12 protein-coding genes and 4 pseudogenes are annotated in these 22135 nt (G+C 37.2%); 10 read left to right on the forward strand and 6 right to left on the reverse strand.

What is annotated here, in order from left to right:
- The first annotated feature begins 1 nt into the window (after position 1).
- From trpCF to trpA, 3 genes are all read left to right on the forward strand, one after another.
- Positions 2-1390 carry a bifunctional indole-3-glycerol-phosphate synthase TrpC/phosphoribosylanthranilate isomerase TrpF gene (gene trpCF / locus A3Q34_RS03060; protein WP_070374009.1) on the forward strand — a complete coding sequence of 463 codons (1389 nt, stop codon included), beginning with the start codon at positions 2-4 and terminating at the stop codon, positions 1388-1390.
- Positions 1391-1483: 93 nt separating this feature from the next.
- The gene (gene trpB, locus A3Q34_RS03065; RefSeq protein ID WP_070374010.1) at positions 1484-2731 is read left to right on the forward strand and encodes a tryptophan synthase subunit beta; all 1248 of its coding nucleotides are present in this window, start codon (positions 1484-1486) and stop codon (positions 2729-2731) included.
- A complete protein-coding gene (trpA, locus tag A3Q34_RS03070) occupies positions 2728-3582 on the forward strand; it encodes a tryptophan synthase subunit alpha (RefSeq protein WP_442855267.1) in 855 nt (284 codons plus the stop codon). The genes trpB and trpA overlap by 4 nt, the downstream gene beginning before the upstream one ends.
- Before the next feature lie 370 nt (positions 3583-3952).
- Here trpA and glnS read toward each other — a convergent pair whose 3' ends face one another.
- The 3 genes from glnS to A3Q34_RS03085 all read right to left on the reverse strand — a co-directional run bounded on the left by glnS (position 3953) and on the right by A3Q34_RS03085 (position 8724).
- On the reverse strand, positions 3953-5623 hold the full coding sequence (glnS, locus tag A3Q34_RS03075) for a glutamine--tRNA ligase (protein WP_070374011.1): 1671 nt from the start codon (positions 5621-5623) through the stop codon (positions 3953-3955).
- 291 nt (positions 5624-5914) lie between these two features.
- Positions 5915-7765, reverse strand: coding sequence for a DUF885 domain-containing protein (locus A3Q34_RS03080; protein WP_070374012.1), 1851 nt, complete (start codon positions 7763-7765; stop codon positions 5915-5917).
- A gap of 302 nt (positions 7766-8067) precedes the next feature.
- A complete protein-coding gene (locus tag A3Q34_RS03085; protein ID WP_070374013.1) occupies positions 8068-8724 on the reverse strand; it encodes a DUF1456 family protein in 657 nt (218 codons plus the stop codon).
- A 178-nt stretch (positions 8725-8902) separates the two neighbouring features.
- Here A3Q34_RS03085 and mfd point away from each other — a divergent pair.
- The 3 genes and pseudogenes from mfd to A3Q34_RS03100 all read left to right on the forward strand — a co-directional run bounded on the left by mfd (position 8903) and on the right by A3Q34_RS03100 (position 14340).
- Positions 8903-12441, forward strand: a pseudogene (gene mfd / locus A3Q34_RS03090) (transcription-repair coupling factor).
- 73 nt (positions 12442-12514) lie between these two features.
- A complete protein-coding gene (locus tag A3Q34_RS03095) occupies positions 12515-14038 on the forward strand; it encodes a CsiV family protein (RefSeq protein WP_070374014.1) in 1524 nt (507 codons plus the stop codon).
- Between the two features lie 8 nt (positions 14039-14046).
- Complete coding sequence (locus tag A3Q34_RS03100) at positions 14047-14340, forward strand: DUF1244 domain-containing protein (RefSeq protein ID WP_070374015.1); 294 nt, start codon at positions 14047-14049, stop codon at positions 14338-14340.
- A 15-nt stretch (positions 14341-14355) separates the two neighbouring features.
- On the opposite strand, the gene A3Q34_RS03105 is transcribed toward A3Q34_RS03100, so the two are convergent.
- Together A3Q34_RS03105 and A3Q34_RS20835 are read right to left on the reverse strand one after the other, a co-directional pair.
- Positions 14356-14652, reverse strand: coding sequence for a hypothetical protein (locus A3Q34_RS03105; protein WP_070374016.1), 297 nt, complete (start codon positions 14650-14652; stop codon positions 14356-14358).
- A gap of 252 nt (positions 14653-14904) precedes the next feature.
- Positions 14905-15009, reverse strand: a pseudogene (locus A3Q34_RS20835) (16S rRNA pseudouridine(516) synthase); the annotation flags it as partial.
- A 320-nt stretch (positions 15010-15329) separates the two neighbouring features.
- On the opposite strand from A3Q34_RS20835, the gene A3Q34_RS03110 reads away from it, so the two are divergent.
- Positions 15330-19031 (forward strand): response regulator, encoded by a 3702-nt coding sequence (locus A3Q34_RS03110; RefSeq protein ID WP_197517645.1) that lies wholly within the window; start codon positions 15330-15332, stop codon positions 19029-19031.
- A 363-nt stretch (positions 19032-19394) separates the two neighbouring features.
- Here the strand turns inward: A3Q34_RS03110 and A3Q34_RS03115 are convergent.
- Positions 19395-20089, reverse strand: a pseudogene (locus tag A3Q34_RS03115) (pseudouridine synthase).
- Positions 20090-20338: 249 nt separating this feature from the next.
- Between A3Q34_RS03115 and ubiT the strand changes: the two are divergent.
- From ubiT to A3Q34_RS03130, 3 genes and pseudogenes are all read left to right on the forward strand, one after another.
- Positions 20339-20608: pseudogene (gene ubiT / locus A3Q34_RS20340) on the forward strand (ubiquinone anaerobic biosynthesis accessory factor UbiT); the annotation flags it as partial.
- 290 nt (positions 20609-20898) lie between these two features.
- A complete protein-coding gene (locus A3Q34_RS03125; protein ID WP_070374018.1) occupies positions 20899-21534 on the forward strand; it encodes a LysE family translocator in 636 nt (211 codons plus the stop codon).
- A gap of 24 nt (positions 21535-21558) precedes the next feature.
- On the forward strand, positions 21559-21867 hold the full coding sequence (locus A3Q34_RS03130; protein ID WP_070374019.1) for a DUF962 domain-containing protein: 309 nt from the start codon (positions 21559-21561) through the stop codon (positions 21865-21867).
- Positions 21868-22135 lie beyond the last annotated feature (268 nt).

Consider the following 22135-nt stretch of genomic DNA (forward strand, 5'->3'; position numbering starts at 1 on the left):
CATGGCAAATGTATTAGAAAAAATTGTTGCTGATAAACGTATCGAAATAGCGCAACGTAAAATTGATTTTCCATTAAGTGAATTTATTGACACTTTAGTACCCACTCAAAAAGATATGTACGGTGCACTTGATAGAAAAAAAGGTCACGCGCATGCTGGCTTTATTTTAGAGTGTAAAAAGGCTTCGCCATCGAAAGGTTTAATACGCGAAAATTTTGACCCTAAGGCTATTTGCCAGATTTACGATAAATATGCTGCCGCTATTTCTGTTTTAACCGATGAAAAATACTTTCAAGGCACTTTTGAATATTTAAAAATAGTGACTGACTCGGTAAATTGTCCAGTACTTAATAAAGATTTCTTTGTTGATGCCTATCAAGTTTATTTGGCGCGATATTACGGTGCCGATGCGATTTTATTAATGCTAAGCGTTTTATCAGACCAAGAATATAAAGACTTATCTGCTATCGCTGAGCAATATAACTTAGCGGTCTTGACTGAAATATCTAATGATGAAGAGCGCGATCGAGCCATTGATTTAGGCGCTAAACTTATTGGTATTAACAACCGAGATTTACGCGACTTATCCACCGATATCGCTCGAACCTTTGACTATGCGCCGACACTACCTGCTGATCGCATCGTTATATCTGAATCGGGTATTTATACCAACGAACAAGTTCGCGAGTTAGCGCCAGCAGTTGATGGCTTCTTAGTGGGTAGTTCAATCATGGCAGAAGATGATATTGATTTAGCTTGTCGTAAACTCATTTATGGCAATAATAAAGTCTGCGGCTTAACACAAGTTGACTACGCCCAAAGTGCTGTTGACGCCGGCGCACAATTTGGTGGCTTAATTTTCGCTGAAAAGTCGCCAAGGTATGTTAACGAACAACAAGCAAAAATGATTGTCGAGCAGGTTCCCTCTTTACGTTACGTTGGCGTGTTTGTTAATCATGCCATTGAAGAAGTGGCGAAACTTGCACACAAGCTAAACTTATTTGCGGTGCAACTTCATGGTAATGAAACTTCACAATATATCGCTTCATTGCAACCATTACTTCCAAAAGGCTGCCAAAGTTGGAAAGCTTTGCCGGTCGAAGACGAAGTACCTGAGTTAATGAGTAATGCGCAGTTTTATGTCTTAGACGGCAAAAATGCCGGCAGTGGTGAAACCTTTAATTGGCGAGCGTTAGCCGATTCTGGGCAAGACTTAAGTCATTGTTTTCTAGCGGGCGGGTTGTCTATCGATAATATTACACAGGCGGTTAGCCAGAAAACAACACTAGATTTATTCGGTTTGGATCTCAACTCAGGCGTTGAAACAAGCCCAGGCGTTAAAAGCCGCGAAAAACTTCAACAAGTTTTTGCCGCCATTAGACACTATTAATAAGACCGAACACACAAATTAAGTGAATATTTATACGCTATAAATAACTGACTTAATTCATGTAACTCGTATAAAGCATTAGGAATAAAGAAAATGACAGACCAAACAATTAAACAAGAGACGACCCAAGTAAAAGCAACTTTACCAGCCTATTTTGGCGAATTTGGTGGCATGTTTGTTGGTGAATTATTAGTCCCTGCCCTTGAGCAGTTAGAGCAAGCATTTATTGACTCACAACAAGACGAGAGCTTTTTAACTGAGTTTAATGACCTACTAACAAATTACGCGGGACGTCCGACCCCCCTGACCTTAACCCGCAATTTATGTAAAAATCCATTAGCTAAAATATATTTAAAGCGCGAAGACTTATTACACGGTGGCGCGCATAAAACCAATCAAGTCCTTGGCCAAGCATTGCTCGCTAAACGTATGGGTAAAACAGAAATTATTGCCGAAACAGGTGCTGGACAACACGGCGTAGCTACAGCTATCGCTTGTTCATTATTAGGTTTGAAATGTCGAGTTTACATGGGCGCATTAGATTGTGAACGTCAACAACCCAATGTATTTCGCATGAAACTAATGGGAGCAGAAGTTATCCCTGTTACTGCAGGCTCCGGTACCTTAAAAGATGCCGTTAATGAAGCCTTGCGTGACTGGTCTGCAAACTATGAAAACGCTCATTACTTGTTAGGCACAGCCGCGGGTCCTCACCCGTTTCCAACTATCGTTCGTGAGTTTCAAAAAATGATTGGCGAGGAAGCTAAACAACAAATTCTTAAACAAGAAGGTCGCTTACCAGATTATGTCATTGCTTGTGTGGGTGGTGGTTCAAACGCCATTGGTATATTCCATGACTTTATTAAAGAGAGCAGTGTAAAATTAATTGGCGTTGAAGCGGGTGGAAAAGGTGTTAATACCAACCAACATGGGGCAACCTTAGTTGCCGGTACAAAAGGTATGTTACACGGTAACTACACTTATATTATGCAAGATAAATCAGGACAAATAGAGGAATCGTACTCGGTTTCAGCCGGTCTAGACTACCCAGCTGTTGGTCCGCAACATGCCTTTTTAAAAGATACGGGTCGCGCTCAATATGTGCCTATTAATGATGACGAAGCGTTATCAGCTTTTAAACTGTTAGCAATGAATGAAGGTATTATTCCAGCACTTGAACCATCACATGCCCTTGCTCACACGATAAAAATGGCGGAAGCTGTTACTGAAGAAACCGTATTTCTTGTTAATTTATCAGGGCGCGGTGACAAAGATTTAGCGCATGTGCAAACTGTATTACAAGCTGAAAATGAAGCAAAAAGTCAAGGAGAAGCAAAATGAGCTTAGACACAACGTCAAACAAGCAGATGACTACGCGTTATCAGCAAACTTTTGCTCAATTAGCAAAAAAGAATCAAGGCGCTTTTATTCCGTTTGTGACCGTAGGCGATCCAAGTATTGAGCAATCATTTGAAATAATCAAAGCTTTAATAGATGCTGGTGCAGATGCTTTAGAATTAGGTATTCCATTTTCAGACCCAAGTGCTGATGGTATTACTATTCAAATGGCGGCATTGCGTGCACTCAACGCTGGGGTAGACACTGATGTTTGTTTAACTATTTTAGCAAAAGTTCGTGCTTACGCGCCTGAAATCCCAATCGGTTTACTACTTTATGGAAATTTAGTTTTTGCTCGCGGTATTGATGTTTTTTATAAAGATATGGCTGCTGCCGGTGTTGATTCGGTGTTAATTGCTGATTTACCTTTGCGTGAAAGTGCCCCGTTCCGTGCTGCTGCACTAAAGTATGGTGTTGCGCCAATATTTATTGCTCCGCCTAACGGCAGCGAAGAAACATTAAAGCAGGTTGCAAAATATAGCTACGGCTACACCTACGTATTAAGTCGTGCGGGTGTAACGGGTGTGGATACGCCTAAAAGTGCATCGGTAGAAGCTACTAATCCTGCTATTCATTTAATTGAAAAGCTAAAAGCAAATAATGCCTCACCGGGCGTGATAGGATTTGGTATTTCTAACCCAGAACAAGTTAAAGCAGCACTTGCAACCGGTGCCGCTGGCGCAATAAGTGGTTCTGCCGTGGTTAAAATCATTGAAAATAATCTTGATGATAACCAAGCAATGTTGGCGGCATTAACACGTTTTGTTCAGGAAATGAAAGCAGCAACGCGTTAATAAAAAACGCCTGTTTATTACCTATAAAATTAAATAAAGCCAGCTGAATTAACATCAGCTGGCTTTATTTTTATCACTATCTTTTGTTAACTTGCTAAGAAAATTTTATTAATAATCACGTTTAAATAATAAATATAACGCTATTGCATTATTTATCACTAGCGGACTTTTTAACTTCGTTATTTTTGAAAAAATAGCTTATCTGTTATCTAAACTTTAAAATCACACACCTAAATATATTAATAAATACGATACCATTCAATACAAGCTATATGATGAAAAAATTAAAGTATAAATTTAGATAAAAAAAAACCTTTATATACTGGTAAAACTCCAGTAAATAAAGGTTTTAAACGTAATAGCAGGGTAATTAGTTACCCATTTTAGCCCAAGTATCGCGCAAACCTACCGTACGGTTAAATACTAACTTATCACCTTGTGAGTCTTTATTATCACGACAAAAATAACCTTGGCGTTCAAATTGAAAGGCTTGTTCAGGTTTAGCATTGACCAATGATGGCTCTACTTTAGCGTGACTGATGGTAATTAACGAATCTTCATTCATCACACTCTGAAAATTTTCTGCAGCAGCAGGATTTGGTACATTAAATAAACGGTCATATAAACGAATTTCTGCATCAATAGATTGCTGAGCAGCAACCCAATGAATAACACCTTTTGGTTTAGTACCATCTTCAGGATTTTTACCTAAGGTATCGGCATTATAATGACAATAAACGGTCGTAACATTGCCTTCGCTGTCTTTGTCACAACGTGTGGCAGTAACAACGTAAGCACCACGTAAACGCACAGCTTTATCAAGCACTAAACGCTTATATTTTTTATTAGCTTCTTCACGAAAGTCTTCCGCTTCAATATAAAGTTCTGCGGCGAAAGGAACAATGCGAGTACCTTGTTCATCATCACTTGGATGATTTTTTACTGTTAATTCTTCTACTTGATCTGCTGGGTAGTTTTCTATTACCAATTTAATCGGGTCAAGTACCGCCATAGCACGAGGTGCATTGTCATTGAGGTCTTCACGAATACAAGCTTCTAAAACACCAATTTCAACGGTATTGTCCATTTTAGTCACGCCAATACGTTTAGCAAACTCACGTAATGAGCTCGGAGTGTAACCGCGACGACGAAAGGCAGCAATCGTTGGCATACGCGGATCGTCCCAACCATTTACAAGCTTTTCATCAACTAACGTATGAAGTTTACGTTTACTCATCACAGTATATTCAAGGTTTAAACGTGAAAACTCATATTGATGTGGTACAACATCAATCGATACATTTTCAAGTACCCAGTCATATAAACGACGGTTATCTTGAAATTCTAATGTACAAAGTGAATGGGTAATACCTTCAATAGCATCAGATAAACAATGGGTAAAATCGTACATCGGGTAAATGCACCATTTGTCGGCTGTTTGATGATGATGAGCAAAACGAACACGATAAAGAATCGGGTCACGCAAACACATAAAGCTTGATGTCATATCAATTTTAGCGCGAAGAACACATTCGCCTTCTTTACATTTACCGTCTTTCATTTTGGCAAAAAGTGCTAAGTTATCTTCAACACTCGTATCACGATATGGGCTATTTTTCCCTGGCGCTTTGAGCGAACCACGATGTTCGCGTGCTTCATCCGCATTTAAGAAACAAACGTATGCCAAGCCTTTCTCAATTAATTCAACAGCAAAACCATGCAATTGATCAAAGTAATCAGAGGAGTAATGAACCTTACCCGCCCAATCAAAGCCTAACCATTTTACGTCTTCTTGAATTGAGTTAACGTAATCAATGTCTTCTTTTTCAGGGTTGGTATCATCGAAACGTAAATTACATAAGCCTAGGTAATCTTGAGCAATGCCAAAATTTAAACAAATTGCTTTCGCATGGCCAATATGTAAAAAACCATTGGGCTCAGGTGGGAAACGAGTTTGTACACTCGAATGTTTACCACTTTCAAGATCCGCATCGATAATTTGACGAATAAAATTTGTTGGGCGTTTTTCAGCTTCCGACATCCACAAAACCTCTAAAAAGAATTTAAACTACGTTATTTTTCGGCATTATAACAACTGTTAATCAAAGGGAATAGCGCTTATCTCGGCAAATTATAAATTTTACGCATTAAGGGCAAAAGTTGCTTAAGAATTAAATAAATATCGGCTTATTCCTAGAAAAATCAATTAACGTCTGATTATCATCAATAGGTATTTAGGTAATGGCCATAAAAAAGAGAAGTACCAAACGGCACTTCTCTTTTATAAAGATTTTTTACTGCAATAACACTTTAGCTTAAGCTTTTTTATTCGCTATTTTTTATTCACTATATAAGTATCAACTAATTGCGCTAAAACATTTAAGGGTACTGGCCCATTGCGAAGTACCACATCATGAAATTCACGAATATCGAATTTTTCACCAAGGTCAACTTTAGCTTTTTCTCGTAATTCAATAATTTTTAACATGCCAATTTTATATGCGGTTGCTTGTGACGGCATAACAACATGGCGCTCGACCATTTTTACCGCGTCAGACTTAGCATTTGGCGTATTTGCGACATAATATTCAATACCTTGTTCTCGCGTCCATTTTTGCGTATGAATACCCGTATCAACCACTAAGCGACAAGCTCTCCATAACTCCATGGCTAAGCGGCCAAAATCAGAATATGGGTCTTGGTATAAACCAATTTCTTTAGGGATCATTTCTGCATATAACCCCCAACCTTCGGTGTGTGCCGTATAACCACCAAATTTACGAAATTTTGGAATATCAGTGAGCTCTTGCTTAATAGCTATTTGCATATGATGACCCGGTATTCCTTCATGATACGCCAGAGCCGCCATTTGATATGTTGGCATCGCTTGCATGTCGTAAAGGTTGGCATAATAAACACCTGGACGAGAGCCATCAGGTGCAGGTTGTTGATAGAATGCTTTACCTGCCGATTTTTCTCTAAAAGCCTCAACCGCTTTAACTTTTAGTTTAGCTTTAGGTTTAGTTAAAAATAAACTGTCTAAACGTCCTTCCATATCATCAATTAAAGCAACAGCTTCGTCTAAGTAACGTTGTTTACCCACTTCATCAGCAGCGTAATAAAATTGTTTATCATTACGCATGAATTCAAAAAACTCACCAAGTTCGCCTTCAAAGCCAACCTTTTCCATAATAGTGCGCATTTCACCGTGAATTCGAGCCACTTCACTTAAGCCAGTTTGGTGAATTTGGTTAGCGGTTAAATCTGTTGTGGTGGTACGTTGTAATGCGTTATTAAAGAATGCTTCACCTTCTGGAAATTTCCAAGCGCCATCTCTATTGTCTGCTTTTTTTTCTAGCGTTTCTAAATAACTGACTAATTGCTGATAGCCCGGTTTTATGCTGTTCATTAATGCGGTATTAAGCGCTGCTAACAGCGTGCTTTTTTCAGCGGCATTGATCTCAAGTTTATTCACCTTTTTAGTGAAGTCAGCTAAAATCGTACTGTCTTTTCCATCTTCAAATGGAGCACCTGCAAGAATATTTTGAGAGTCACGAATAACGTGAGGAAAAACAAACTTAGGGGCAATAATACCTAGGTCTTCACGCAATTTTAGTTGTGTCGTTAATTGTTCTAAAAGTACTTTAGCACCCTGCACTCGAGCAATATAATCTTGTGCTTCTTTCACATTACTAATGGAATGCTGATTAATTAAAAATGCAGGTAAACTCGAGTGTAAGCCGCGCATTTGATTTACAGGATAGTTATGAAAACGCCACTTATGGTCAGTAATTTTATTTTCTAATTTTTGTACCAATAAGTGATAGCTGATCATTGTCTGCTCATCGAGTTTGCTACTATCGATGGCTTTAACACGCTGAAGGTTTTCATGAGTAATCGCTAATTCCTTTAGCGTGTTTTCTTCTGAAATATCATCCCATTTATCATAATCAGTTTTTATACCTAAATAAGTTTGCATCATCGGGCTTCGTGCAACACCTTCATCAAAAATAGCATCAAATATTTGGTTAGCTTTTTCTGATTCAGACAGTGCTTTAATCGCACTTTTTTTCTCAGCGTCCTTTGAGCTTGTTTGTGGTGTATCAATACCTTTTTGTTCTGTGCAAGCGCCAAGTAATGAGCTAGAAATAGCCACTACTAGTAATGTACTTTTTAAGGTCATAAGTATCTCTTTTTATAGGAATATATAGTTACATTTCAATAACTGTAAATGTTCTGAATTAAAAATGCTTTTATCTAGTCTTGATCAAAAATGATAGTGTTGGCAATAGCTGTTCGACGAATCGCTTTGTAATTACGATAAGAGGAACTTTACCTCTTCTCTTTTTATCAGACAGTGCTGATAAAAAGAGCTTATACCGAGGTAAAAGCTCTTTTCAATTAAAGTAGAATTTGTACTTTTATGATTAACATAAGAAAATTTATTCTCAAGTGTTACTGAATATAAATAATCACACGTAAAACCTAAGTCTTGTAAATATCTGATGGCTTAAGTTTTAACACTTTTCGTTTAGGTTTATCATCGTTATCTGTTGCTTTAGTGGCATTGGGGTTTATGTATATTTTGCTCACTTTAGGCTTAGCAGCTTGATAGTCTTTTTTTGGTAACTCAGGTTTTTTTACCGTTTCAACTTCACGCTTTGGAGTAAATTTCTCAGGACGGTTAACATGATATTTGGTATCAATGGCTTGAATAAAGTTTCTCAAAAACTGATCTTTACACTCGCGGTAATGTTTGTGATCGGGCTTGCGAAAAAAGGCACTTAATTCAGGTTTAGTCATACGTATACCTGAGGTAGACATCATATCGAGAACATCTTCTGCGCGCAGCGCTAATGCTATTTTTAATTTGTTGAGCACAAGATTGTTATTCATTCGTTTTTCAGCTGGCGGTGTTTCACCATCACGGGCGCCACGTTTGTCAATAATTAAACCGTTCAAAAAAGTAGCAAGCTGAATATCGGTGCAGTTAACAACTTGTGGATCATCTTCTTTTTTCAACCAATAACTGATTTGTTCACGACTTACCGTTAACTTTGCTAAATTAAATAGGTCGATCATCTTTTGATCATTAAAATTAAAGGTATATCTTAAACGTCGTAAAACATCATTATTGGTCACGAAACTCTCCAAAAAACACAGCAGGCCCTACCCAATGTAAAGCTGGGCCTTATTATATCACTATAGTTTTTTAAACAAAAAAGTATTTACTCGTTGTTAAAATTTAACGTTAACTCATGTTAAGATAATGCGCTGTTTTAGCGCGCCTTATTAACAATCATTATTTGATAGAGAAATCATGAGTAAAACTGCTAGCTTATTTGAACCTGTATTAACTAAACGTCGTGGCAAACATGCTGATAAAAAGCATTGGACTAATTTACTTGGTAGTAGTGACACGCTAGCTATATACCATGGCGCCCTCAATGCCGACGCTCCGATGTTGTTATTAACCAACGACACCCAGTCAGCATTGCGTTTCGAGCAAGAATTAAAAAGTTTAAATAAAAAGCGGCAACTGCCTATTTGCTTATTTCCTGATTGGGAAACATTGCCCTATGATACCTTTTCACCGCATCAAGATATTATTTCCCAGCGACTAGCAACGCTTTACCAATTATCAAATATGAAAAGTGGCATTATTATTGTGCCGGTTTCAACATTATTACAACGCCTTGCGCCAACGCAGTATTTGCGTACAAATAGTTTGATCGTAAAAGTAGGTGATAAAAAAGACTTACATCAAATGCGACAAAATCTTGAAGCCAGTGGTTATCGCTGCGTAGAACAAGTGATGGAGCATGGTGAATTCTCTGCACGTGGTGCAATTCTCGACATATTCCCTATGGGCTGTAAAACACCGTTTCGCTTAGATTTTTTTGATGATGAAATTGATGATATTCGCTTGTTCGATCCTGAAAACCAGCGTTCAAGTGATAAAATAGATGAAATAAATTTATTACCCGCACACGAATTTCCGACCGACGAAGCAGCAATAAATTTATTTCGTCGTCAATACCGAGAAGAATTTCCTAACACCATTCATAAAGAGTCAATATATCATCAGGTCAGTGATGGTATTTTGCCGGCAGGTATTGAATATTACCTCCCCTTGTTCTTTGAAGAAACGAGCACTTTGTGTGACTATTTAGGCGAAAACACACGGATAATGCTCAGTGGCGATATTGATAAAGCTATTGAACAGTACTGGCTTGATATTGATTACCGATTTGAAGAACGTCGTTATGATCTGACTCGGCCATTATTACCCCCAAGAAACTCTTTTTAAATAGTGAAGAGTTTTATCGTGCCTTAAAACCTTTTGACCGAATTTCAATAGAAAAAGTGCCGGTAATAAACGCGTTACAAGAAACTGACAGTGACGACATTGAAAAGTCAAAAGCCGGTCATATCCGTTTTGATGTCACTCCCTTACCTGATGTTACGGTTAATCATCAACTGAAACAGCCTTTTGAATTAATCAATAATTTTATTCGCGACAAAGAAACCCCAGATAAAATTTTATTTGTTGCCGAAAGCCAAGGCCGTAGAGAAAGCGTTTTAGAGTTATTAGAGCGTAACCATATCAAGCCACAATATTTTGACGATATTGAAAGCTTTGTCGCAAGCCCGGACAAACTTGGCATCACAGTGAATACCCTCAACAGTGGTTTTATCTTTCAAAGTAAAGGCACCGCTAAGAAAAATGCGCTAGCCCTAATCACCGAAGATGAACTTTTAGGAGAGCGGATAAAACAAAGTCGCCGCCGTACCAAACAACAAACTATTCAAGCGGATGCTATTTTTAAAAACTTAGCCGAGCTTTCAATGGGACAACCTGTTGTCCATTTTGAGCATGGTATTGGTCGCTATATGGGCTTACAAACCATTGAAAATAGTGGCATAACCACTGAGTTTCTAGTTTTAATTTACGCAGGTGAATCAAAGCTTTATGTACCGGTTGGCTCATTGCATTTAATTAGCCGTTATTCGGGCGCCGACGCAGAAAGTGCGCCGTTACATAAATTAGGTAACGATACTTGGAGTAAAGCAAAACAAAAGGCCGCTGAAAAAGTGCGTGACGTGGCGGCTGAACTACTCGATATATACGCCAGCAGAGCCAGTAATAAAGGTTATCAATTCAAACGTGACAAAGCTGAGTATCAAGCTTTTTCAGACAGTTTCCCGTTTGAAGAAACCTTTGATCAAGAGCAAGCCATTAAAGCAGTAGTGTCTGATATGCTCAGCGATAAGGCCATGGACAGACTCGTTTGTGGAGATGTCGGTTTTGGTAAAACTGAAGTTGCGATGCGTGCCGCTTTTGTTGCCGTTAACGACGGCAAGCAAGTGGCTATCTTAGTGCCAACAACCTTGCTTGCCCAACAACATTATGAAAACTTTCGCGACCGTTTTGCTAATTTACCGGTTGCTATAGAAGTATTATCACGTTTTAAAACAGCCAAAGAGCAAAACGTTGTTATTGCCGATGTTGAATCAGGCCAAATAGACATTCTGATCGGCACCCATAAGTTATTGCAAAATAGTATTAAATATAAAGACCTAGGTTTATTAGTGGTCGATGAAGAACATAGGTTTGGTGTAAAGCAAAAAGAAAAAATCAAACAATTACGCAGCAATGTTGATATTTTAACATTGACCGCAACCCCTATTCCACGGACCTTGAATATGGCGATGGGTGGCATGCGCGACTTATCGATTATTGCCACACCGCCGGCAAAACGCTTAGCGGTAAAAACCTTTGTTCGCGAGCGTGACGACGCCCTTATTCGTGAGTCTATTTTACGTGAAATTCTTCGTGGTGGTCAGGTTTACTTTTTACATAACAACGTTGATACCATAGATAAAACCGCTGCAGATATTCAAAAACTACTGCCAGAAGCAAAAGTAACCACCGCCCATGGGCAAATGCGTGAACGTGAACTTGAACGCATTATGGGCGACTTTTATCACCAACGTTACAATGTATTAGTTTGTACAACGATTATCGAAACAGGTATCGATGTGCCAACAGCTAATACCATTATCATGGACAGAGCCGACCATTTAGGTCTAGCGCAACTCCATCAATTACGAGGCCGAGTGGGTCGTTCACATCATCAAGCTTATGCTTATTTATTAACACCACATGTTAAACGTATTACTAAAGATGCGAAGAAACGTCTTGAAGCTATTGCGTCTCTTGAAGATTTAGGCGCTGGTTTTACCTTGGCCACACACGATCTCGAAATTCGTGGCGCAGGTGAATTATTAGGTGAGGGACAAAGTGGCTCGATGAGCCAAATCGGCTTTACCCTTTATATGGAAATGCTCGATCAAGCCGTTTCAGCGTTGAAGCAAGGCAAACAACTATCGCTTGAAAATATGACCGCTAAGCAAACTGAAATTGAATTACGGGTGCCGGCGTTACTACCAGACGATTATATTTTTGATGTCAGCTTACGATTAAGTATTTATAAACGTATCGCCAGTTGTGGCAATAAAAATGAACTTGACGAAATTCAAGTAGAATTAATTGACCGTTTTGGCTTATTACCGCAAGCGGCTAAAAACCTAGTCCATATTGCGAAGTTACGTTTAAAGGCGCAAAAAATAGGGGTTTCTCGCATCGAAGCAGGTCCAGCAGGTGGCTCTATTGAGTTTAGCGATGAGACAAAAGTTGATCCTATGCTTATTATTGGTCTTATTCAGCAACAGCCAAAAGTTTATAAATTAGTAGGCGCTAATAAACTCCAATTTAAAATTGCCACTGAAGATAGTAAATCACGCTTTATTTTAGTGACATCTATGTTAAATGATTTAGTAAAAACAAAAAAATAACCGTAAGATAACAGAGCAGACTCAATGCCTTAGTTTACAATAACAAGGCAGGTTATAACTCTTTGGATGATTAATGAACTTAAAACATTTAGCGCTGCTCTGTGCAGCCTTAATATTTTCACAACAAACCAGTGCCGCTGATAAAGATAATGACGACCGCTGGTTTGAAGTGGAAGTGATCCTGTTTAGTCAACTGGGCGATAAAGCGCAATTAAAAGAGAAGTTTCCAAATAATACGGCTTTACCCCAATATCGAAATATTATCGACTTATTAGGTCCTTATCTTAACCCTGATATCGTCAGCTTAAAACAGCAATTACCCCGTTGTAATAATCCTACTTATGCTCAATCACTCCTTGAGCAAGCTATAACGGCGATAAAAGAGCAGCCTTACTATGTTGCTAAAAGCTTAGCTGAATTACAAACGCTTTCAGCCCAAACGATAGACGAGTCGTTAACAGAGACATCAGTATCAAAATTTAGCGATGGCACACATAGACAAGTGGCTTTAGACAATATCAATGATAGCCCTGCACCGATAAATAGTTCATTAAAAGTGGATGACGACAGCCGTTTAGCTATGCCATTACCAAAACAAGTGATGAGTGAAAAAGAATTAACGCAACGCTTAATGTTACTTGAGCAAGCAGCGGCTGAATTTTCAACCTTGCCCTTAACTTATGCCAACGAAACCGCCTCATTTACCGATGGTATTTGTACTATTTCTGTAGAGGAATTTAAGCACTTTACTCAATCAACCGATGCTTATGCTTATCAAAGTTATAGCGCTTTTAATCTTGAGCAGGTGCCGCCTACTATTAATAATATTGAAGATATCTATAGTGATGAAGACTACTTACTTAATAAAGAATCATTACAACTTGACGATATTGTTAAAGAAATAGCCCGCAGTCGAAATTTCAAACCCTTACTGCATTTTGGCTGGCGTCAAAAAACAAAAACTAAACAGTTAGCTGTGCCACTGAAAGTTATTGCCGGTGAAAATTTTTCAGAACAATACCAAAAAGAATTGCAACAATTTCAACAGCAACGCAAACAAGCACAAAGCCAAGAAGAGGCCCTGCATAACGCCTTATACAAAGATAGTTCGGCCCAAATAGAAAGGTCAGATGAAACAGTAAAAGAAAAAATAATGGCAGAACGTTTACAAGCGCTGCTGATAAAGCTACCCAACTTACCTACTGAGACAAAAAGTTTACTCGCTGAAATAGAGCAAGATATAACCGACACAGCGCTAATATTGAATACTAGCACCATGCAGGCAGCCCCAATCAAGCCTCCTCAAAACTGGACACTAGAGGGTTTTATCAAGGTAGAAGTTGACTTTTATTTACATATTACCGCTGATCTCAACGTAATGAATATGTCGTTAGCCGAACAAGCAACGCAGAGGTTATTACCTGGTGATAAACAAAAGCCATCGGCAATTTTAAAAACGATAAACTTTAAACAAGACCGACGAGTCAGAAGCACAGAAATACACTATTTTGATCATCCTTATATAGGTATGATCATTCGTATTCTGCCTTATGACAAACCCACTAAGGAAGTTGAACAGTCAACTCCACTTAACTAAATAAAGAGATGAATATGGACAAAGAAATAGAAATACAAGCCGCTGTTTTTCGTCGTTTACTGGCTCACTTAGACAGTAGAAAAGATGTACAAAATATTGAGTTAATGAATTTAGCGAGTTTTTGTCGTAATTGTTTTTCTAAATGGACCGTTGCTGAGGCTGAGAAGTTAGGTGTTGAAGTAGATATCGAGACTGCTCGTCAGCAAGTTTATGGTATGCCCTATAGCGAATGGAAAGAAAAACACCAATTGCCAGCAACAGCAGAGCAAATGGAAAAATTTAATCAGTTACAAAAGAAGTAAACCACGTAGCGGCAATTAAATTTTCACTGATATTGCATATTGAGTCGTTCGGCGATCATTTCTGTCGCGTGACTCTAGCCAACGTCCGCGTTTATTTTTTAAATGGCGTCGGTCAGCAGATGAGCGGCGTTCAGGTCCTTTCCAAAGCACTTTTTTTATTCCTATACCATTTTTAACATCATCTGCTACATCGGGCAGACTTGCTGCTGAGTTCATTTGACGGTTATATTTATTAGCTTGGCGCTTATCTTTTTTTGATTGAGCGATTTTTACTTGATTGGCCGCAGGCAATAAATCTATCAGTACATCCACTTTACTTGTCCGTTTATTAGTTATTGTTTTGTTGTACATTTAATCGGCAACTAACAATAAAAGTTTAATATTTTATATAAATAGTACCGCTAGACTAACTGACGATTATTTACAGCCATGGTTTTGATACAAATCCAATAGATTTTTTCAGCCACTCATTTAAAAATATGCTCAGGTAAAGTGCTGTTATCGCTATAAATAAAGACTCAGCATAGGTTAATTAGCGCCACATACCCATTTCAATAATCAATTGATCTTACCTATTAATCGACGAACTAAGCCAAGCCCTTTATTGCCAACACCGGCAAATATTTGTTTAACCTGATGGTGTTTCCCTTCGGTGATAGTCGCTAATACTTATTTTCATTTGCCATTTCTAGTTCAGACATCTAAATCAGTTGCTCCTATTTTTCAAGAGGCTTCGCGGGCATAGCGTTTTATTGGCTAAGCTGACTTGTCTTACATATGGCCTTAGGTAAATTGTTAGCCTTATAATGACTAAGTAAAATAGCGATACTGAAGTTAATTGTTGATGCTAAGCTATATTGAAGCCCATCAGAATTGTTTAATATAAAATAAAAATTTATAAAAATTAAATATTTTAAGTGTTTATTATAAAAGACTTAAAATTGTGTCTATACTTCTCAGGACATTAACTAACGGCGCGGTAATATCTCTTGAGTCTCCTATCAAATAATAAAAATTCAACCCATATTTTAATTATTCTCATCCTTATCTCCCTTGCCATTGGCCTTACCGAATTTTTAATCATGCAGTTCTTACCTTGGATACAAGCCTTATTTCCATTTTTACCTGAAGCGTTACTAGACGCTATATTACTGAGCCTATCGATTACACCAATTGTTTATTTATTAATTAGAAAGCACATTGTCGATGTATCATCTGACGCATCAAACATCCGTAAAAAGCTCATAATTTCTGCAGGTTTACCTCTTATTATTGCTATTATATTAATGCTAAATATTGTTCATAATAAACAAGAAGATATTTCACTTTTACACAATACTGAAAACATAACAGCGTTAGATAATAATATTGCTAAACTCATCGATGCCCTCAACCAAGAATTAGAACTCAGTGCGCTTTTTTTGATTAGTTACGATGAAAAATCAGCAAAATCTTCATTAAATACTCGATCACTCGATGACTTGAAAGCACCCCGTATCGATGTTGATACATTGCTGTCGTCAATAAAGAAAAGCATGACATCTGAAGACATTGTTGTTGGCGAATTTAATCAACAATACCTTGCTGAGCTAAAGTTAGCGTTAATAACGCTTAGAGAAGCGATTGATGCTAACAATATATCTTGGCAGCAAATTATTAATTTTCATATTGATTGGAAAAATGATTTTTTATCAAAATTACAATCATTTTCAGATCAAATAAGACATAAAGATATTGCAAAAATGCACAGTAACTTCATTACTTTATTGAAGTTAAAATTTTTAAACCTACTCAATAGCACTATTTTAACAGTGAGCCTTGAAAATGAAGAAAAAAATGAAAGTACCGTTGACATACGTCCACTTAAGCTAAGTATCCGCCAACAAAATAATCAAGAAAGACTGTATAATGACATATTTGTATCTTCACTATTTGAAGGCAATAAAGACCATGTACTTCAATTACTTGATAACAAAACAATCAGTGAAGCTAATCGACTTCAAAATGTTTTGCTCGAACGGAAGACTGAGGAGCTTGTCGCTCAGCTAAAAACCTCGATAGGCTATAATGGACTGATACATCAATTTAAAAATTATCTACTGCGTGATGATGAAAAATATCGAATCGCTTTTTTGACGCTTCATAGTGATGTAGAACAACTTATTAGTAACTTACAAACGCTTAATCAATATAATCGTAAAGCCTTGTATCAGCTTGATCGTTTTTCAGCTGTATTAAATCAATATAAACAAACGTTGTCAGATATTTCTCAATATAAGCAGCAAGGAAAATCGGCATCAGAGATTGACCAACTGGTTATTATTAATGATGACCCCGCCAATGAAGCATTAGAGTATTTGCAAAACCATTTATGGGAGAATGATCCTTTATATACCTTAGGCGTGCTTAAAAATAAAAAACTAATATTACAAAGTATTGAAAATCATCTCTCTGCACAAATACAAAAAACGCTCACTCATTTGTTGGTAGAAAAGCAAAATGATTCATACATATCCGCAGTAACTGCACTTTTACTCAGCCTTTTCGTTATTGCACTTTTACTGGTTATTAGCCGTAATATTAATGACTCATATCAAGAAAGAATTGCTGCACTTAATAAAGCGGAAGAAGGCGCGAAATTAAAGTCAGAGTTTTTAGCAAATATGAGCCATGAAATACGCACCCCCATGAACGGTGTATTAGGCATGCTAGGTTTATTACTTAATAGTAAACTTGATGAAGAACAAAAACACCGTGTTAATATCGCAAAATCTAGTGCTGACTCTTTATTAACTTTAATTAATGACATTTTAGATTTTTCAAAAGTTGATGCGGGTAAACTCGAACTTGAATACTTAGATTTTAATTTAAGAAACTTATTAGGTGACTTTGCTGAAGCTATGGCCTTACCTGCTCAAGATAAAGGTTTAGAAATAATCCTAGATCTTACGGGGATAGAAGACTCGATGATCAAATCAGATCCGGGCAGAATTAGACAAATACTGACGAACCTTGTCGGCAATGCAATAAAGTTCACAAATCATGGAGAGATAGTTATTACCGTAAAACTCATCACTAAAAAAAGTAATTATGGTGATGAATTAATATTACAATGTCGGATATCTGATACAGGAATCGGCATTCCGGCAGATAAAAAAGAAGGGCTTTTTTCAGCATTTAGTCAAGTAGACTCATCGACGACACGTAAATATGGGGGCACAGGGCTTGGGTTAACAATAACGAAAAAACTCTGTAATTTAATGCATGGCGATATTAATGTAGTTGATAAAATGGGTGAAGGTAGTTGTTTTGAATTTACCTTATTAGTTGAGAAAAGTAAAAATTCGACCCTAGTTATACCCGAAATAGATATTTCGGCATTGCGCATTTTAATTGTTGATGACAATAAAACTAATCGCGATGTCCTTCGCTCGCAGTTACAGCTTTGGGGGGCAAATATTGAAGAAGCTGATAGCGGTGATGCCGCATTGGCTTTATGTAAAAAGCGATATGAAGATACCGGCACACCCTTTTTTGATATTGCCATACTTGATATGCAAATGCCTAATATGTCAGGAGAAACCTTAGCGAAAAAATTAAAAAACCAACAAGAATTTAAAGCAATGAAACTCGTTATGATGACCTCTATGGGTGAAAGAGGTGACGCAAAACATTTTGCAGATATTGGTTTTAGTGCTTATTTCCCTAAACCAACAACAACATCAAATCTATTTAAAGCCTTATCTGTTGTTGCTCATGGCGGAGAAATACTAAAGCAAGCATCACCATTAGTTACTCATGATTATGTGAATGCTATGAAAATAGTAACAACCGAGGATAAAAAACCATTATTAGTTTCATCTGCCAAAAATATAAGAATATTAATTGTTGAAGACAATCGCATAAACCAAATGGTCGCTTTGGGTGTTTTGGAAGAATTAGGATTAACAGCTGACGCAGTAGCAAACGGCTTAGAAGCACTAATAAGCTTAAAAGAGTCATTAAAAAGCCACCCTTACTCTTTAGTTATAATGGATTGCCAAATGCCTGAAATGGATGGCTATGAAGCAACACGGCTTATTCGCAAAGGAGATGCAGGCCAAAAGAATAAAGTTATTCCTATTATTGCGATGACAGCAAATGCAATGCAAGGAGATAAAGAGAAATGTTTAACAGCAGGCATGGATGACTACTTAACAAAACCTATAGAAATAAATAAAGTTAAAGCTAAATTAAACTTATGGCTTGGCGTAACAGCGGATAAAGAAGAGCGTTTCGATACTGATACCCTAAGTTCAGACCATCTCATCTTAAGTAGTCAATCCATTGAAAAATCTGCAAGTGAGCATGATAGCCCTTGGCAAAAAGCTTCTTTATTAAAAAGGCTGGGGGGAAATCCTAAAAAAATGACATTATTGGTAAAATGTTACCTAGATGATAGCGAAGAAAAAACACTAGAACTGCAAGAGTCAATAAAGGCAGAAAATTGGCAAAAGATAAATTATAACCTGCATTCAATTAAAGGTGCAGCAGGTAACTTAGGTGGAGCTCAAGTACAAAACTTAGTCACTAAGATAGAAATACTATCAAAAGAGAAAAATATAACAGCATTGAATGAGAGCATAATTGAATTATATACCGCAATGGAGGTGTTTAATTCATTACTTGCTGACCACTTAAAAGCGCATTAAATTTTCATCTCTTAACTTGGTGAGTAACACCATGAAAATTTTATAAGCTTGACTATTAATCAGTACAATTGATTGATGAGTTTCTTTATCATTAGTGGCTAAATCAGCTTTTTATGTCTCAATAAATATTGAACCAAGGTAAGCCACTGTTTTACATAAAGATATAAAAATCAGTTATAGCCCTAATAGATAATTAATATGGGAAACGCTAAAAAACGCCTAGATATTTTATTGCATTCTTATACGGTGAAACTTCCGGTGATGGCTATTTTGCTGACTTTTTCTTCATTCGCGATAGCTTTGTTACTCGAGGCAAAGACAAAGATAACAGTCAGTGAGGGTCACAACACAAAAAGTAGCTGACTAAAAGCTATTTACCTCGGCATCTGTTAAGTAGCGCCACATGCCTAATTCAACATCTAAGTTAATTTTGCCGATTTGCTGACGATGTAAACCAATCACTTTATTGCCAACAGCGGCAAACATTCGCTTAACTTGATGGTATTTACCTTCGGTTATGGTCAGTAATACTTCTTTTTCATTGAGTATTTCTAGTTTAGCCGGCAGAGTCAGTTGATCTTCTCCTTGTAACTGTAACCCAACGGTAAAGCGCTCAATTAGCTCAGCTGACTTTTCAAGTAATATTGCATTACGTAAATTAACGCGGTAAACCTTGGCGCAGTTTTTTTGGGTGAAATAATATTATGCGACCAACGGCCATCATCGGTAACTAAGACTAAACCTGTGGTATCGGCATCTAAACGTCCCGCGATGTGAAGATCAAACACTTTGTCCACTTCAATATAATTGAGTAAAGACGGGTAAACTTCATCGATATTACTGCAAATAGTATCTAAGGGTTTATGCATCATGATGTAGCGAGAAGTGCGCGCTGTGAGCGCTTCACCGTTAACGGTAACGCTGTTATTTTCATGCACTTGTGTTGCTGCATTCTTAATCACCTCACCATTAACTAAAACATCCCCCATTTTTAGCAGTTTCTTCGCTTCACTTCGGGTCAGTTCAGTGCTTTTACATATAAATTTATCAATACGCATGGTTAATTAAGTCAGTGTTAAGTCATTATAAGTATCGCTATTATCCTTTATAGCCAGTAAGAATCAACTAAGAAAAATAAAAAGCGCTGTAAATATTAAGAGAGCCCAGCTAGCCTTTAGGGCTAGTGTGGTTAATTTAGTCGCTAAAATATTTAAATCAACGTGAAGTGTTGTACCTTATAGCCTTCAAAAAAGTTATTGTTGGCTGCACTAAAATCAGTGTTTACATAAACCTTAGCCTACAATAACTTCACGTTTTTAGAAGATAAATGGCTGCATATTTCAGTAACCGACTTGGCATTAAATGAGTTACTCAGCTGTAACAACGATCAATTAGTTATGGCTGAAGATAACCAAAGACAAACAGCTGATGTAAGCTTTTTACCTAGTAGTGATGACTTACTATTAATTGCTGGGTGTAAAGAGGATCACGATACCCTATTCTTTCAACGACGATTAAAAATCGTCGGTGATACTGAGCTAGGACTTGAAATAATGCATTTGATTGATGCGCTTTAGCTGAAATATTTGCCCCATATCGTTCATAACGTGTTTAACTGCCTTGCTATTATTGTCCAATAAACAAAGCAAGAAAAAGGGTTAATATAAAGACAAAAACATCACATCAATATCGAATACTTAAATACCGACTCAATATTAACTTTAAAGATTAACTTAAAAGATTAACTTAAAAGATAACTGGTAAATTTTTCAGAAACTTAAAAAACCTTAGTTGCTCAGCAATTCATTACTTGCTGAACACGTCAAAGAACATTAAAGTTTCACTAGTCATATCAATGAGAAACACTATGGAACTTTTACAAGGTTTACTGTTAATTAGTTCAATTCATTTATTAGCTGCCGCTTCACCTGGGCCTGATTTTGTTTTGGTGTCTCAACAAACACTAAGCCATGGCAAAAAAGCCGGCTTTATGTGCAGTATTGGCATTGCACTCGGTTTATCAATACACATCATTTATTCTGCTTTAGGCTTAGCTGCCGTTATCGCTAACTCAGCAGCAACGCTATGGATAATTAAGATCTTGGGTGGCTGTTACTTATTATATTTAGGTATTCAGGGGCTCCGTGCAAAAGCTTCGACACAAGTCAGTAACAAAGCTGATTCACAACCGTCGATGAAACGTTCATCTGTGAAAAATATCGGTGTTGGTTTTTTATGTAATGCCTTAAACCCAAAAGCACCGATTTATTTTGTCGCGCTTTTTACCGTGGTACTTTCTCCTGATTTACCGTTATTACACTTAGTTATTTATGGACTTTGGATGATGGCTATTCAACTCGCTTGGTTTTCATCTGTAGTAGTTTTGCTATCTCAGCCAATAATAAACGAAAAATTTCAACGTTTGGGTCATTGGATAGACCGAATTTTAGGCGGAGCAATGATACTTATTGGCTTAAAAATATTGACCAGTAATATTAATTAACATCACTGACGAGAGGAATAACTGATGGCGGTAAAAAAATACCAGACCTTTAGCGAGTTTTATCCATTTTATTTAAGCCAACACCAAAATATTATCTGTCGACGCTTACATTTTATCGGTTCGTCGTTAATAATATTACTGATTATATATTGTATTAACTATGCGCTATGGCAAGGCTTATGGTTTATTCCTGTGATAGGTTATGGATTTGCTTGGCTGGGACATGTTTTCTTTGAAAAAAACAAACCCGCCACATTTACTTATCCTTTCTATAGTTTACTCGGCGACTGGGTGATGTTTAAGGATATGTTAACAAGAAAAATTAAATTTTAACTTTGATATCCGCCCCATATTAACCAAGAGTGAAATAGCCGATAACACTCATAATCTGCCTTTTATCGATATAGAACGAGAAGGCAGTAATTTTTTTGAATGCCCTTTATTTTATCGATAACTACCCGATATAATTACCAATAAATTAAATTAAGATCCTCTAAGACCACTGATGCCCTTCTCTACAAACACTAATATGTAAAGTAGACCATTCATGATGTAAAACATATTTGACTTCAATTATATTAAGTCTTATGCAAGCTCATGT

Source organism: Colwellia sp. PAMC 20917, assembly GCF_001767295.1.
GTDB lineage: Bacteria > Pseudomonadota > Gammaproteobacteria > Enterobacterales > Alteromonadaceae > Colwellia_A.

What these genes read in the sequence shown, in the direction of transcription:
- A3Q34_RS03095 (WP_070374014.1), top strand. Translation starts at nt 12,515, where the DNA reads ATGAACTTAAAACATTTAGCGCTGCTCTGTGCAGCCTTAATATTTTCA.
- A3Q34_RS03100 (WP_070374015.1), top strand. Translation starts at nt 14,047, where the DNA reads ATGAATATGGACAAAGAAATAGAAATACAAGCCGCTGTTTTTCGTCGT.
- trpB (WP_070374010.1), top strand. Translation starts at nt 1,484, where the DNA reads ATGACAGACCAAACAATTAAACAAGAGACGACCCAAGTAAAAGCAACT.
- trpA (WP_442855267.1), top strand. Translation starts at nt 2,728, where the DNA reads ATGAGCTTAGACACAACGTCAAACAAGCAGATGACTACGCGTTATCAG.
- glnS (WP_070374011.1), bottom strand. Translation starts at nt 5,623, where the DNA reads ATGTCGGAAGCTGAAAAACGCCCAACAAATTTTATTCGTCAAATTATC.
- A3Q34_RS03125 (WP_070374018.1), top strand. Translation starts at nt 20,899, where the DNA reads ATGGAACTTTTACAAGGTTTACTGTTAATTAGTTCAATTCATTTATTA.
- A3Q34_RS03080 (WP_070374012.1), bottom strand. Translation starts at nt 7,765, where the DNA reads ATGACCTTAAAAAGTACATTACTAGTAGTGGCTATTTCTAGCTCATTA.
- A3Q34_RS03130 (WP_070374019.1), top strand. Translation starts at nt 21,559, where the DNA reads ATGGCGGTAAAAAAATACCAGACCTTTAGCGAGTTTTATCCATTTTAT.
- trpCF (WP_070374009.1), top strand. Translation starts at nt 2, where the DNA reads ATGGCAAATGTATTAGAAAAAATTGTTGCTGATAAACGTATCGAAATA.